The sequence below is a fragment of the Streptococcus oralis genome, from assembly GCF_001983955.1.
GTDB classification, from domain to species: domain Bacteria; phylum Bacillota; class Bacilli; order Lactobacillales; family Streptococcaceae; genus Streptococcus; species Streptococcus jiangnanensis.
On the sequence record NZ_CP019562.1, the window covers coordinates 537,246 to 552,015 of the forward strand.

The 14,770-nt window shown below is 40.9% G+C and carries 10 protein-coding genes and 3 pseudogenes; 6 read left to right on the forward strand and 7 right to left on the reverse strand.

The window, feature by feature from the left end; translation table 11 throughout:
* Positions 1-38: 38 nt before the first annotated feature.
* The gene (locus tag BWR56_RS02565; protein WP_076984408.1) at positions 39-3,152 is read left to right on the forward strand and encodes a type I restriction endonuclease subunit R; all 3,114 of its coding nucleotides are present in this window, start codon (positions 39-41) and stop codon (positions 3,150-3,152) included.
* Between the two features lie 186 nt (positions 3,153-3,338).
* Here the strand turns inward: BWR56_RS02565 and BWR56_RS02570 are convergent, their stop codons facing one another.
* The 3 genes and pseudogenes from BWR56_RS02570 to BWR56_RS09975 all read right to left on the reverse strand — a co-directional run.
* Entirely contained in the window at positions 3,339-4,031 is a 693-nt protein-coding gene (locus BWR56_RS02570) for an alpha/beta hydrolase-fold protein (protein WP_076984409.1), read from the reverse strand.
* A pseudogene (locus BWR56_RS09970) lies at positions 4,012-4,143 on the reverse strand (metal ABC transporter substrate-binding protein); the annotation flags it as partial. The gene BWR56_RS02570 and the pseudogene BWR56_RS09970, both read right to left, overlap by 20 nt.
* Positions 4,125-4,595: pseudogene (locus BWR56_RS09975) on the reverse strand (iron chelate uptake ABC transporter family permease subunit); the annotation flags it as partial. The pseudogenes BWR56_RS09975 and BWR56_RS09970, both read right to left, overlap by 19 nt.
* An 8-nt stretch (positions 4,596-4,603) precedes the next feature.
* Between BWR56_RS09975 and BWR56_RS02580 the strand changes: the two are divergent.
* Positions 4,604-5,092, forward strand: a pseudogene (locus BWR56_RS02580) (IS30 family transposase); the annotation flags it as partial.
* Between the two features lie 59 nt (positions 5,093-5,151).
* On the opposite strand, the gene BWR56_RS02585 reads toward BWR56_RS02580, so the two are convergent.
* From BWR56_RS02585 to BWR56_RS02600, 4 genes are all read right to left on the reverse strand, one after another.
* Positions 5,152-6,234 (reverse strand): M24 family metallopeptidase, encoded by a 1,083-nt coding sequence (locus BWR56_RS02585; RefSeq protein ID WP_076984410.1) that lies wholly within the window; start codon positions 6,232-6,234, stop codon positions 5,152-5,154.
* 127 nt (positions 6,235-6,361) lie between these two features.
* Positions 6,362-7,144: a lipid II isoglutaminyl synthase subunit GatD gene (gene gatD, locus BWR56_RS02590; RefSeq protein WP_076984411.1), complete on the reverse strand. Its 783-nt coding sequence runs from the start codon at positions 7,142-7,144 to the stop codon at positions 6,362-6,364.
* Positions 7,144-8,487, reverse strand: a complete 1,344-nt coding sequence (gene murT / locus BWR56_RS02595; protein ID WP_076984412.1) for a lipid II isoglutaminyl synthase subunit MurT — start codon at positions 8,485-8,487, stop codon at positions 7,144-7,146. Before murT ends, gatD begins: the two co-directional genes overlap by 1 nt.
* A gap of 99 nt (positions 8,488-8,586) precedes the next feature.
* Positions 8,587-9,903 carry an FAD-containing oxidoreductase gene (locus tag BWR56_RS02600; RefSeq protein ID WP_000958953.1) on the reverse strand — a complete coding sequence of 439 codons (1,317 nt, stop codon included), beginning with the start codon at positions 9,901-9,903 and terminating at the stop codon, positions 8,587-8,589.
* Between the two features lie 192 nt (positions 9,904-10,095).
* On the opposite strand from BWR56_RS02600, the gene BWR56_RS02605 reads away from it, so the two are divergent.
* The 4 genes from BWR56_RS02605 to BWR56_RS02620 all read left to right on the forward strand — a co-directional run bounded on the left by BWR56_RS02605 (position 10,096) and on the right by BWR56_RS02620 (position 14,741).
* Positions 10,096-11,322, forward strand: a complete 1,227-nt coding sequence (locus BWR56_RS02605; protein ID WP_076984413.1) for an L-lactate MFS transporter — start codon at positions 10,096-10,098, stop codon at positions 11,320-11,322.
* Positions 11,323-11,517: 195 nt separating this feature from the next.
* Positions 11,518-13,095: a degradosome RNA helicase CshA gene (locus tag BWR56_RS02610; RefSeq protein ID WP_049505228.1), complete on the forward strand. Its 1,578-nt coding sequence runs from the start codon at positions 11,518-11,520 to the stop codon at positions 13,093-13,095.
* A gap of 282 nt (positions 13,096-13,377) precedes the next feature.
* Positions 13,378-14,166 (forward strand): GTP-sensing pleiotropic transcriptional regulator CodY, encoded by a 789-nt coding sequence (gene codY, locus BWR56_RS02615; RefSeq protein ID WP_000940725.1) that lies wholly within the window; start codon positions 13,378-13,380, stop codon positions 14,164-14,166.
* Entirely contained in the window at positions 14,166-14,741 is a 576-nt protein-coding gene (locus BWR56_RS02620) for a cysteine hydrolase family protein (protein WP_076984414.1), read from the forward strand. Before codY ends, BWR56_RS02620 begins: the two co-directional genes overlap by 1 nt.
* Positions 14,742-14,770: the final 29 nt, after the last annotated feature.

Here is a 14,770-nt window from a genome sequence, read left to right on the forward strand (position 1 = left end):
TAAGTTTAGTATACTATTTATAGAATGGAGTTTAATTTATGGGATTCACTGAGGACAACTACGAACACGCGGTCATTGAACTTTTTCGTGATAGTTTGGGCTATTCATATGTTTATGGTCCAGATGTAGAGCGTGATTATAGAACACCTTTATATTTGGAAGAGCTTTATTCTGCTTTAGAAAGGATCAATGCTAAGCTACCGACTGTTGCAATTCAAGAGGCAATTGAAAAGTTACAGCGTTTTGAAACAGGTTCCTTGCTTCAAAAAAATAAGATTTTTACAAATTATCTTCAAAACGGTATAGAAGTTTCCTATTTTCATCAAGGAAGAAAACAATCTAATCTCGTTTATTTAGTTGATTTCGATAATGTAAATAATAATTCTTTTACTGTAATTAATCAATGGACAATTGTAGAGAAGAGTAATAAACGTCCTGATATTATAGTGTTTTTGAATGGTTTGCCAGTAGTTGTTTTTGAGTTGAAAAGTCCTTCTCGCCAAGAAACAGATGCTTCTGATGCTTACCGTCAGCTTAAAACATATCAGAAAGAAATTCCAAATTTATTTAACTATAATGCTTTTTGCGTAATGACGGATCTAGCCACTTCAAAGGCGGGGACAATTACTGCTGGTGAAGACCGCTTTATGGAGTGGAAGACCACTGATGGTAGTTTTGAAGATACTCAGTATGCTAATTTTACCACGTTCATTGAAGGTATTTTTGATAAGACTAGATTTTTGGATATTTTAAGGAATTTTATCTGCTTTTCTGAGGATGCTAAGATTTTAGCGGCTTATCATCAGTATTTTGCAGTGAATAAGGCTGCAGTATCTACTTTGAATGCAACTAAAAGCGATGGACGGGGAGGTGTTTTCTGGCATACGCAAGGGAGTGGGAAATCTCTATCCATGGTTTTCTATGCTCATCTGCTGCAGAAAGTTTTAGACTCGCCAACTATTGTCGTTTTGACTGATCGAAATGATTTAGACGAACAGTTATATGGACAGTTTTCCAAATGCCAAGATTTTCTGAGACAGACACCGATTCGGGCAGAGAGCCGTTTGCATCTGAAAGAACTATTGACTGGTCGCCAAGCCAATGGCATTATATTTACAACTATGCAGAAGTTTTCAGAGTCAGAAGAGGCGCTTTCTGATAGAAGAAACATTGTTGTCATGGCAGATGAGGCTCATCGTGGTCAGTATGGACTTGAAGAAAAGATTAAAATTACCAAAGGAAAAGATGGAGAAAGCGAAGCGAAACTAGTCGTCGGAGCAGCCAGACTGATTAGAGATAGCTTGCCTAATGCGACTTATATTGGATTTACTGGAACTCCTATTTCTACTAAAGATAAGTCTACAACAGAGGTTTTTGGTAATTACATTGACGTTTACGATATGACACAGGCGGTTGAAGATGGCGCCACTCGGCCTGTCTATTATGAAAGTCGCGTCATGCATTTAAAACTAGATGAAAGTATCTTGCGTTTGATTGACACAGAGTATGACTTGATGGCACAAAGCGCTGAATCACATGCGATTGATAGAAGCAAGAAGGAATTGGGTCGTCTTGATAGTATTTTAGGGGCCGATCAAACTATTAGTGCCTTGTGTGAAGATATCATTACCCATTATGAAGAAAATCGTGCGCAGGAATTAACTGGAAAAGCAATGATTGTTGCTTATTCTCGTCCGATTGCGATGAAAATTTATCGTACCTTACTTGAAAAGCGTCCGAATTGGACAGAAAAAATTGGAGTTGTCATGACTTCTAGTAATAATGATCCGGAAGAATGGCATGATATAGTAGGGAATAAGCGACATAAAGAAGAGATGGCTAAAAGGTTTAAAGACAATGAAAGCCCATTTAAGATTGCTATCGTCGTTGATATGTGGCTGACTGGATTTGATGTTCCTAGCCTTGCAACTATGTATGTATATAAGCCAATGCAAGGTCATAATCTTATGCAGGCAATCGCTCGTGTTAACCGTGTATACAAAAATAAAGAGGGTGGACTTGTAGTTGATTATATCGGTATTGCAAGTGCTTTAAAGCAAGCCATGAACGATTATACAAATCGAGACAAAGATAACTTTGGGGACACTGATATAGCTAAGACAGCTTTACCAAAGTTTGTCGAAAAACTAGAGGTCTGCCGTGATTTGTTTTATGGGTTTGACTATTCAGAATTCATGCTCTCTAAATCAAGTGATTTAATCAGAGCTAAAACAATTAGTGGCGGGGTAAACTTCTTGTCAAGTGTAGACAAGGAGAAGAAGAAAGAGCTCTTCATAAAAGAATCGTTACTCTTACGCCAAGCGTTATCACTTTGTCGTTCTTTGCTTACTCCTGAGCAACGTTTTGAAGCAGCTTATTTTGAAGCAGTCAGAACATTGCTGACACGAATAACTGGGGAGGGTAAAAAGCTTTCTCTGAAAGATATTAATGATCGTATCAATGAATTACTAAAAGCTTCTATCAAGAGTGAAGGTGTCATTAATTTATTCTCAGATATTGATACAGGATTTTCGTTATTTGATCCTAAATTTTTAGATGAAATCTCTAAAATGAAGGAAAAAAACATAGCGGTAGAACTCTTAAAAAAATTATTACAAGAGCAGATTACCTTATATCAAAGAACAAATTTAGTCAAATCCGAAAAGTTCTCTGAAATTCTTTCGCGAGCGATGAGAGCATATCTGAATGGCATGCTTTCGAATGAAGAAGTTATTGCTGAATTAATGAAAATGGCCAAAGAAATGGCGAAGGCTCACGAAGAGGGAGATTCTTTGGGTCTTACAGATGAAGAATTAGCTTTCTATGATGCTTTGACGCAACCACAAGCAGTCAAAGATTTTTATGAAAATGATGAGCTTGTTGCAATGACTCATGAATTAACGGAGACATTGCGCAAAAGCAGAACTATTGATTGGCAGAAAAAACATTCTGCGCGTGCTCGTATGCGCATGCTTGTTAAACGGCTCCTTAGGAAATACAAATATCCACCAGAGGGTGTTGAAGACGCTATTGTGACTGTTATCAAGCAATGTGAAATGTGGACGGATAACCCTGATAATAATTATGAATCCTATTCGTTTTCTGACCAACTGATGGCTGCTGAAAGTAGGGTAGAATTTAAATCGAAATAAAATTTGACTGGCTATGCCGGCGGCCTTGATAAAAAAGCCTTCCTACTGGAGTTGGAGGCTGGGGAGAAGATTGAATAAATCTTTCTACTCAAGACTTTTACATTTTACTGGTGAGAGCCTTTTGCTTGCATTAATAAACTAAAAATCCCCTTTGTCACTTACAGCAGCTGACAAAGTGGATTTTCATTAGTTGATATGCCATTGTGTGGCCAGCCAGTCGGCAAAGTCAGCATAGCGCTCTTTGAGAGCCTCATGATGACCGTAAGGATCAAAGACGGAGCAAGTGGTAAGGATTTCTTTCTGAATCAAGCGATGAATTTCTACAGCATAAAAAGGAGCTTTGGAAAGTCGATTTGAGTGATTCGCGCCTTCAGTCTTTCCATTCTGCAAATAGACTAGACAGTCCTTGTTTTTCAAGTCCTGTGTCCGGCAAAAGTCGGTAAAACCTGGGTACCAAAAGGAACCGCAGATAGAAAAAACACAGGGAACTTCGCAGACACTATAGAGACTGTAAACAGCTGCTAGTCCACCGAGAGAGTAGCCACCATAGGCAATTCTCTTATCATCCAGTAGGTAGTGCCGTCTGATTTCTGCTAATATACCGTTGAATAGTTTCTGATGGTAGCTATCTGCTCTACCACCAAAATCGGGATTGCCAGGCTTTAGAGCATTGGCTTTCCAGGGTGTATAATCATCCAGCCTGTTGTTTGATATTAGTCCGATCAAGATTACTGATGAAGAAAGCTTGCTCAGGTAGTTTGTCTGTCCATCATTTAGCAAGATTGCTGGATAAGGTCGTGATCCGTCATAATCTTGGGGCAGGGCAATATTGACAGTGATACCCTCCCAGACAAAGGTCTTATTTATTAACAAAGTCATTGATTTTCTCGAGTGAGTCGATTACAGTAGGTCCATAATCCATGAACTCATCATAGGAGATGGTCATGATTTTCTGATTTTTGACCGCTGGGACATCTTCCAGAACTGGATTGTCATAAGGCTGTCAGCATTAGCACCGACAGAAATGATAAAGTTGGAAAAGGCGATAAAAAGGACCACTGCCGATGCCAGAATGGCTCCTATAAAGGCACCTGTGCCAGTAATGGATTTGAGTCCTAAGATAATGCTCAGTGTGGATCCGAAGGTTGCACCCGCTGAAATTCCTAGGATATAAGGCTCTTCGATAGGATTATTGACAGTAGATTGCAAGACGCTGCCACAGACAGAAAGGCCAGCACCAGCTAGGATTCCCAAGATCACTCTTGGAACACGCATGTTCCAAACAATAGCTATTGTAGAGGGCGATAGTTTGTCTGTGCCAAGGGAAAAGCCAAGCTTGCTGAAAATAATCTGGTAAGTATCTTGTATGTCAATAGTAATTGAACCCAAAGAAACAGCTAAAAAGAGGGAACAAGCCAGAAAAATGGTGAGAAGCAAAATCAGACAGTTCTCCTAATTTTAAGACGGAATTCGGTCATCTAGAAGGGGATACAATTGTAGGATAAAACACAAAAGTGCAGTCATTACCTTAGTAGAACGCCTCTCAAAAGCCATCATCACATTGAAAACCAATGGACGGAAAGCAAGTGATATTGAGGCCTCCATCAATCAATCAATGGTTGTCTCAAGTTCCCAGTCATCTCTTTAAATCGATAACGTTTGATTGTGGGAAAGAATTTTCTAATTGGAAATCTATTTCGAATGTACATGACATTGATATTTTCTTTGCGAATCTAGGATGTCCTGGTCAACGAGATCTCAATGAACATTCTAATGGCTTATTAAGACGAAATGGATTACCGAAACAAATGGATTTTACTAATATTTCTCAAAATTATTTATCAGCTATAGCTGATAAAAGAAATAGAATTCCTAGAAAATCATTGAATTATCAATCACCTTACCAAGTTTTTCTGAGTTACTTGAAAAGTCTAGCTTAATTTGACAATTTAGGAAATAAAAAAGTCAGCTATTTGAGCTGACTTTTTGTTTGTCTAGTTTAATCAAAATAAAGCAAGTCCTTGCTGGTGCTGGTAAAGAGGTCAAACCCTTCCTTAGTGACAACACCGCAGTCCTCGATACGAACACCAACTTTACCAGGGATATAGATACCAGGTTCAACAGAGAAGCACATACCTTCTTCGATGACCATGTCGTTTCCTTCCATGATAGAAGGGAATTCGTGGACATCCATACCGATACCGTGACCGAGACGGTGGTTGAAGTACTCTCCATAACCAGCTTTTTCAATGACTTCGCGAGCAGCGCGATCTACTTCATGAGCAGTCACACCTGGTTTGATAAAGTCAAGGGCAGCTTGTTGGGCTTCAAGGGTCAAGTTGTAGATATCCTTTTTGAATTGGTCTGGTTTGCCGACAGCGACCGTACGAGTCATATCTGATGCGTAGCCATTAACCATGACACCCAGGTCAAAGAGGAGAAGGGCGTCTTTTTCGACCTTGTTTGCACCAGGAATTCCGTGTGGATTTGCAGCATTGTCACCAGTCAAGACCATGGTATCAAAACTCATTTCATAGCCTTCACGCTTTAAGGCGAAGTCGATTTGGGCGATGATATCTGTCTCTGTTTTATCAAGAGAGATATTGTCGAAACCAACTTTGACCGCCTTGTCGGCATAGAGACCTGCAACCATCATTTTTTGGACTTCATCAGCCGATTTGATGAGGCGCATGCGTTGGATGCGAGGAGTGAGGTTTTCAAACTCAGCAGTTTCAAAGACTGTTTTCAAACCATGGTATTTTGTCAAAATGAGATTGTCAAACTCAACAGCGACACGTTTGAAGTCGTGTTGAGGCAAAGCATTTATGATTTTTTGCCATGGATTTTCAGAATCCACATAGCCCACAACTGGGAAGGAAACGGTGCTACTTGCACGCTCTACTTCAAGAGCTGGAACAAAAAGGAGGGGTTCTTGATCCGCTAGAACAAAGAGGAACATTTGGCGTTCATGGGGATCACTGTAAAAGCCAGTGAGGTAATTAATAGTGACGGGGTCAGATACGACAGCGACGTCTAGTTTTTCTGATTCAAGATATGTTACGATTTGTTGTAATTTAGACATATGCTACCTTCTTTCTACCCCTCTATTTTGGCAAAAAATGAGAGAAAATGCAAGGGAGAAGGGTAAAAGAACAGGTAAAAAGAACTCCGACAAGATAGGGGAGTTCTTTTATCTAATTTTCCTTAGTTTAAGAAAAGTCTGCCTTGCTTTTCACGTCGCTGTATTCTTCAGCGATTTCTTGACTGAGAATGTCTTCATAGGCAGGGAGTTGGATATCCTGACCGTATTTTTTCTTGAGGGCAGTAGTGACTAGGCGATAAGCTAGATTGGCATTACGAGAGAGGATAGGTCCGTGGAAGTAGGAACCAAAGACATTCTTATAATGAACCCCTTCGCCGACCTTTTCCTCGTTGTTTCCATTTCCATAGACAACCTGTCCCAGCGGTTTTTGGTCATCAGAAAGGAAGGTACGTCCCTGGTGATTTTCAAATCCATAGTAGGTTTCATCGAATTCTTCATTATGGATCTTGATGTCACCGATAAAGCGGTTATTAGTCTGGTTGAGGGTGTAGTGACCCATGACACCGAGCCCTTCGATGCGTTTACCTGAAGCCTCAACATAATATTGGCCCAATAGTTGGAAACCACCACAGATAGCTAGAACCACTCCGTCGTTTTGGATGTAGTTGTCAATGCTCTCTTTTTTAGCAGGAAGATCGCCAGCAATGATGCTTTGTTCAAAATCTTGACCGCCACCGAAAAAGGCGATGTCGTAGTGGTTTTCATCAAAGTCATCATGGAGAGAAACGATGTCAACTGTCACATGAGCCCCCAGTTTTTCAGCCACATACTTGAGCATGAGGATGTTGCCGTTGTCCCCGTAGGTATTCATGAGGTTTCCATAGAGGTGGGCGATGTTGAGCTGATAAGCGTAGTTGCCAGCTTTTGAGGAAAGTGAAGTATAAACCATTAGTTCATCTCCTTTCTAACAATCTGACGACTAGCCAGCAGTTCACGGAATTCTAGCATAGCAGTATAGGTAGCCAGGATATAGGCATGCTTACAATCTTGGTTCTCAATGGTCTTGAGAACTTGTTCCAGATTGCTTGTTTCAGTGATTTTCTCAGCTGGATAGCCTGTCACTCGTAGACGACGCGCGATTTCAGAATGACGAACACCACCAGCGTTGATTTCAGGAATGTCCATGTCAGCAATTTGTTCAAAGTCAGCATCCCAGATCCAGCTAGTGTCAATCCCATCAGCATAGTTGGCGTTGAGAAGGACAGATAGGCTAAATGGATAAGGCGCTAGTTTGATCATCTCGATAGCCTGAGTTGCACCGACTGGATTTTTAATCAAGACAAGGGTGCATTCCTTATCACCGATATGGAAGGTCTCCTGACGTCCAAAGACAGCGCGACTCTTGTCGAATCCCTGCTTGATGAGTTGTGAATCGGCACCGAGGAAACGGGCAATAGCGACCGCAGCAAGGGCGTTGTAGATATTGTAGAGCCCACCGATTTGGATTCCGTATTCTTGTCCGTCAATGACAAAGCGAGAGCGATTGTTAGTCAATTCAACCAATTCTGTCAGACGGTAGTCCAAGTCAGGACGTTTGCAGCCACAATTTTCACAGATATAGGCACCCAAGTTGGCATAGGTATTGTGCTCATATTTGAGAATGCCTTGACAGTCAGGACAGAGGATTCCTTCGGTATTGTAGTGAGCTAGTTTGGCTGGTCCTTTTTCCAAGTCAAAACCAAAATACTGAACTGGATTTGGAATAGCTGGCTTGTAGAAAAGTGGACTGTCACCATTGAGGAGAACAGTAGCAGTAGGCACCTTACGAATGGCATCCAAAATCATGTTATAAGTTGTGTAAATTTCACCGTAGCGGTCCATCTGGTCACGGAAAATGTTAGTGATGACAAAAAGGCTAGGATGGATGTAGTCACAGATACGAGATAGGCTGGCCTCGTCAATTTCGAGGACGGCAATGTTTTTCCCAGTTTTAGACGATTTGGCAGTCAAGAAGGTTGTCGCAATTCCTGTAATCATATTGGCACCACTTGGGTTAGTAAGAACCTGACCATAAACTTCTTTTAAAATGCCGACAGTGAGGGCAGTTGTCAGGGTTTTCCCGTTGGTTCCAGTGACCACGACAATCTCGTAGTTCTTAGCTAAATTTTGTAAAATATCTTTATCAAATTGAAGGGCGAGTTTTCCTGGGAGCGTGCTTCCACGGCCAAGACGGCTCAATATGAAGTGAGAAGAACGCCCAGCAAGGAGGCCCAAAGTAGTTTTTAATTTCATGTTTCTATTATATCATAAAAGAGGGAAAAGACAGATTTGAGATTTCGCAGAAACAAAAACAGCCCAAAGAGGGCTGTTGGCTAACAAATCAGTCTCAACTTAAATCGCAAACAAGTCATTCAAGTTCTCAGCCAAGGTTGGGTGAGTGAAGATTTGTTTTGTGAAGTAAGTGTAAGGGATCTTGTTGTCCATAGCAACAGTGATGATGTTGATGATTTCTTGAGAACCTTCTGAGAAGATACTTGCTCCAAGAATTTCTTTTGTTTCAGTATTGACAACTGCTTTGAAGGCACCGCGAAGATCTCCATTTACGTGACCACGAGGCATTGCTGCAACTGGGATTTCCTTCACTGCGTATGGAAGTTTCAAATCAGCTGCTTGGCTTTCAGTCAAACCAACTTGTGAAAGTGCAGGTGTGATGAACATAGTGTTTGGCACATTGAGACGGTCTTCAAGTGTGTAGCTGCCATCTCCAGCAAGGTAGCTGTAGACAACACGGAAGTCATCAAGTGAGATGTAGGTAAATTGAGGTCCACCATTGACGTCTCCAACTGCAAAGACACCAGGAACGTTTGTTTGACAATGTTTGTCTACTTTGATAGCACCACGTTCAGTAAGTTCGATATCTGTATTTTCAAGTTGAAGTGGTTCGACGTTTGGTTTACGTCCAGTTGCGTAGAGAAGGGCATCGAAACGGTAAGTTTCGTTTTCAGTTACGACAAGAACTTGGTCTCCGTCGTTTTTGATTTCAGTAGTACGGATGTTTTGAAGCAATTCAATACCGTCTTCTTCCATGTATTGTTTAGCAAGAGCTGCGATAGAAGGTTCTGCACGAGGTAGGAAAGTATCCAAGGCATCTAGGACTGTTACCTTGCTTCCAAGTTTGTTGTAAAGACCTGCAAATTCAAGACCGATATTTCCACCACCAAGGACACCAAGTTTTTCAGGCAATTTGTCTAAGTTTTGAATACCAGTCGAGTCAAAGACATTCTTACTTGTAGCAAGTCCAGGGATTGGCAAGACGTTTGAAACAGCACCAGTGTTGATAACGATAGTTTCAGCAGTCAGTTCTTGTTTTTCATCACCAGCTTGGATTTCGATGACTTTGTTTGAAAGGAAGTGAGCTTCCGCATCAAAGATATCCACACCTGTACCCGCAACAGTCGCATAGTTTTTACCATTGAGGCGACTAGTGATAGTATTTTTGGTAGCAATGACTTCTTCAAAAGACAAATCTTTCTCAGCAGCAACTAGCAAGGTTTTAGTTGGAATACATCCGATGTTGATACAAGTTCCACCGTACATAGCTTTGCTACGTTCAACGAGGGCAACTTTTTTGCCAGCTGAAGCTAATTTACCAGCTAGTGTTTTCCCAGCTTTACCAAATCCAATAACGATTAAATCATATGTTAACATTTATAGTCCTCCTATTCGATTTTCATTCTAGCATAAGAAAACACTTTTTGCACAAATCTGCTACGAAAAAGACAGAAAAAGATAAAAACGCTTTCCAGACAAAAAACTAGTAATTTTTTGACAAGGTTGATAAACTAAAATCCTATCTATTTTTATATAAAATAGAATAAATGTTCGAAAATAGGAGGTTTTATGAAATCGAATCGTTATATTATTGCCTTTGCTGGGGTCATTTTACACTTAATGCTGGGTTCGACTTATGCTTGGAGTGTTTATCGCAACCCTATTATTGAAAAAACGGGATGGGATCAGGCTTCTGTTGCCTTTGCCTTTAGTCTAGCAATTTTTTGTTTGGGATTATCGGCTGCATTTATGGGGCGTTTGGTAGAAAAATTTGGTCCGAGAGTCATGGGGAGTCTATCTGCTTTTCTATACGCAGGTGGAAATATCTTAACAGGATTTGCAATAGACCGTCAGGAGCTGTGGTTATTGTATCTCGCTTATGGTATTTTAGGTGGACTTGGTTTGGGAGCAGGCTATATTACCCCTGTGTCAACGATTATAAAATGGTTTCCCGATAAACGTGGTCTCGCAACAGGTTTAGCGATTATGGGGTTTGGTTTTGCTTCTTTATTGACTAGTCCCATAGCGCAACATCTCATCGCAGGGGTAGGGGTTGTAGAAACTTTTTATATTTTAGGCGCAAGTTACTTTATTATCATGCTCCTCGCTTCACAATTCATTAAGCGTCCAAATGAGCAAGAGCTTGCAATTTTATCTGTTTCAGGGAAAGAAAAAACAGCCTCTTTGACGCAAGGAATGGCTGCGAATCAGGCCCTGAAAAGCAATCGGTTTTATATACTTTGGATTATTTTCTTTATCAACATAGCTTGTGGTTTAGGCTTAATATCAGCGGCATCGCCAATGGCACAGGAGATGGCTGGCTTGTCTACAAGTCATGCAGCAGTAATGGTGGGCGTTTTAGGGATTTTCAATGGGTTTGGTCGTTTGCTCTGGGCGAGTTTATCTGACTATATCGGTCGCCCTCTAACCTTTAGTATATTACTGCTTGTCAATCTTTTCTTTTCTCTCTCACTTTGGCTCTTTACAGATTCCGTTTTATTTGTAGTTGCTATGTCTATTTTGATGACTTGCTATGGAGCTGGTTTTTCATTGATTCCGGCTTATCTCAGTGATATTTTTGGAACCAAGGAATTGGCCGCTCTGCATGGATATATTTTAACAGCTTGGGCAGTGGCTGGTTTAGCAGGGCCTATTTTATTAGCAGAGACTTATAAAATAGCTCATTCTTACACACAAACCTTGTTTGTTTTTCTCATTTTATATAGTATAGCCTTGGCTTTGTCTTATTATCTAGGTCGTTCAATCAAAAAGGAAATCCAAAAACCGCTTACATGATTTTTCTAATGGATTCTACTATCTTTTGCCCCGCTCTTGTGTTATACTAGATAGGTTGCAAAGAAACTCGTACTTTTCTTTCGTGGAAAAGAAGCAACACGGTATCTCGTTTTTTAAGAAGATACATCATGAAAAGAAAAGTATATACTAAGCGCTATAGGATGGCTTCGCACCATCTTTAGAAAGAAGAATAACGTGAAATTTAATGAATTTAACTTGTCTGCTGAATTGCTAGCAGAGATTGAAAAAGCTGGATTTGTAGAAGCCAGTCCCATCCAAGAACAGACCATTCCCTTGGCTCTCGAAGGAAAAGACGTTATCGGTCAAGCTCAGACTGGTACAGGAAAAACTGCAGCCTTTGGCTTGCCAACCCTTGAAAAAATCCGTACAGAAGAAGCGACCATCCAAGCCTTGGTCATCGCTCCAACTCGTGAACTCGCTGTTCAAAGCCAAGAAGAACTCTTCCGATTTGGCCGTAGCAAGGGAGTGAAAGTTCGCTCAGTTTACGGTGGTTCCAGCATTGAAAAACAAATCAAGGCCCTTAAATCTGGTGCTCACATCGTGGTAGGAACACCAGGCCGTCTCTTGGACTTGATTAAACGCAAGGCCTTGAAATTACAAGATATTGAAACTCTGATTCTTGACGAAGCGGATGAAATGCTCAATATGGGCTTCCTTGAAGACATTGAAGCCATCATCTCCCGTGTCCCTGAAAATCGTCAAACCTTGCTCTTTTCAGCAACCATGCCAGATGCTATCAAACGTATCGGTGTTCAGTTTATGAAAGACCCTGAGCATGTGAAGATTGCTGCCAAGGAATTGACAACAGAGCTAGTGGATCAGTACTATATCCGTGTTAAGGAACAAGAAAAATTTGATACTATGACCCGTCTCATGGACGTGGAACAACCAGAACTTGCTATCGTATTTGGTCGCACCAAACGCCGTGTAGATGAATTGACTCGTGGTCTTAAAATCCGTGGCTTCCGTGCAGAAGGGATTCATGGTGATTTGGACCAAAACAAACGTCTTCGTGTCCTTCGTGATTTTAAAAATGGGAATCTTGATGTTCTAGTTGCGACAGACGTAGCAGCACGTGGTTTGGATATCTCAGGTGTGACCCACGTCTACAACTACGATATTCCACAAGATCCTGAAAGTTATGTTCACCGTATCGGTCGTACAGGTCGTGCTGGTAAGTCAGGTCAATCTATTACCTTTGTTTCTCCAAATGAAATGGGCTACCTTCAAATTATTGAAAACTTGACTAAGAAGCGCATGAAAGGCTTGAAACCAGCGACAGCAGAAGAAGCCTTCCAAGCTAAGAAACAAGTAGCGCTCAAGAAAATCGAACGAGACTTCGCAGACGAAGCCATTCGTGGGAACTTTGAGAAATTTGCTAAAGACGCTCGTAAGTTAGCTGCTGAATTTAGTCCAGAAGAATTGGCTATGTATATCTTGAGTCTGACAGTCCAAGATCCAGACAGCCTTCCTGAAGTGGAGATTGCGCGTGAAAAACCACTGCCATTTAAACCATCAGGTAATGGCTTTGGTGGCAAAGGCAAGGGAGGTCGAGGAGGCCGTCGTGGAGACGACCGTCGAGATCGTGATCGCCGTGGCAATGGTCGCCGTGATGATTTCAAGAAAGGCAGTCGTGGGAACGATCGTTTTGATAAAGACAGACGTTACCGTAATAAAGACAATAAAAAACCTCGCAACACTTCAAGCGAAAAGAAGACTGGCTTTGTTATTCGTAACAAAGGAGACAAATAGAAAAAAGCGATTCACACTGTGAATCGCTTTTATATATAAGGAGACCGATAGTAAAAGAAGATGGTGATAGTAAAGGATAGGTGAAACGGAAAGGGATTTATCATGTCATCTTCTTATAATGTTATGATATCAAAAATAAAATAGGATGTCAATAAAAAAATTGCTTTTTTTCTAAAATATTTTTGCTGTTCAAAATTGCAATTAAATAAGCAATTTTCAGATAATTATTGAAATAAAGACTTTTCTATGTTATAATGGAAGCGATTATATGCGAGGTAAAAAATGGCACATTTATTAGAAAAAACAAGAAAAATCACGTCTATTCTAAAGCGCTCTGAGGAGCAACTCCAAGATGAACTTCCTTACAATGCGATCACACGCCAGTTAGCTGATATTATTGATTGTAACGCTTGTATTGTGAATAACAAGGGACGTCTCTTAGGCTACTTTATGCGTTATAAGACCAATAATGACCGTGTAGAACAATTCTTCCAAACCAAAACCTTCCCTGAGGTCTATGTACAAGGCGCAAACATGATTTATGATACGGAAGCCAATCTTCCTGTTGAACATGATTTGACTATTTTCCCTGTAGAGAGCCGTGCGGACTTTCCAGATGGGTTGACGACCATCGCTCCGATTCATGTATCAGGGATTCGCCTAGGTTCGTTGATCATTTGGCGTAATGACAAGAAGTTTGAAGATGAAGATTTGATTCTTGTCGAGATTGCGAGCACGGTTGTGGGAATTCAACTATTGAACTTCCAACGTGAAGAAGATGAGAAGAATATTCGCCGTCGTACGGCTGTTACCATGGCGGTCAACACCCTTTCCTATTCAGAACTTCGTGCCGTATCAGCTATTTTAGCTGAATTGGATGGAAATGAAGGGCAGCTGACGGCATCAGTTATTGCAGACCGTATTGGCATTACACGCTCAGTGATTGTCAATGCGCTTCGTAAATTGGAGTCTGCGGGAATTATTGAGAGTCGTTCATTAGGAATGAAGGGGACTTATCTCAAAGTTCTAATTGGTGATATTTTTGAGGAAGTGAAAAAGAGGGACTACTAATGGCAAAAGCTTTAATCTCGATTGACTATACAGAGGATTTCGTAGCAGACCATGGAAAGCTAACTGCTGGAGCACCTGCTCAAGCAATATCAAAAGCCATTGATCAGGCAACCAGATTAGCTTTTGATCGTGGAGACTATGTCTTTTTCACCATTGATGCTCATGAAGAGAAGGATTCATTCCACCCAGAAAGCAAGCTCTTTCCACCACACAACATCATCGGAACTAGTGGTCGTAACCTTTATGGCCCCCTAGCTGACTTTTATGTTGAGCATGAGGCGGATAGTCGCGTCTTTTGGATGGACAAACGTCACTATTCAGCATTTTCAGGAACGGACTTAGATATCCGTTTGCGGGAACGTCGGGTTGATACTGTTATCTTAACAGGTGTTTTGACGGATATTTGTGTTCTTCATACGGCTATTGATGCCTATAATTTAGGTTATCAAATCGAGATTGTCAAGCCTGCGGTTGCCTCTATTTGGCCAGAAAATCATCAGTTTGCTCTTGGGCATTTTAAGAACACATTGGGAGCAAAATTACTGGATGAAAACCTTGCTGAAATTGAATTATAAGACTGTTGGAAAAATGAAAAAAATCTGAA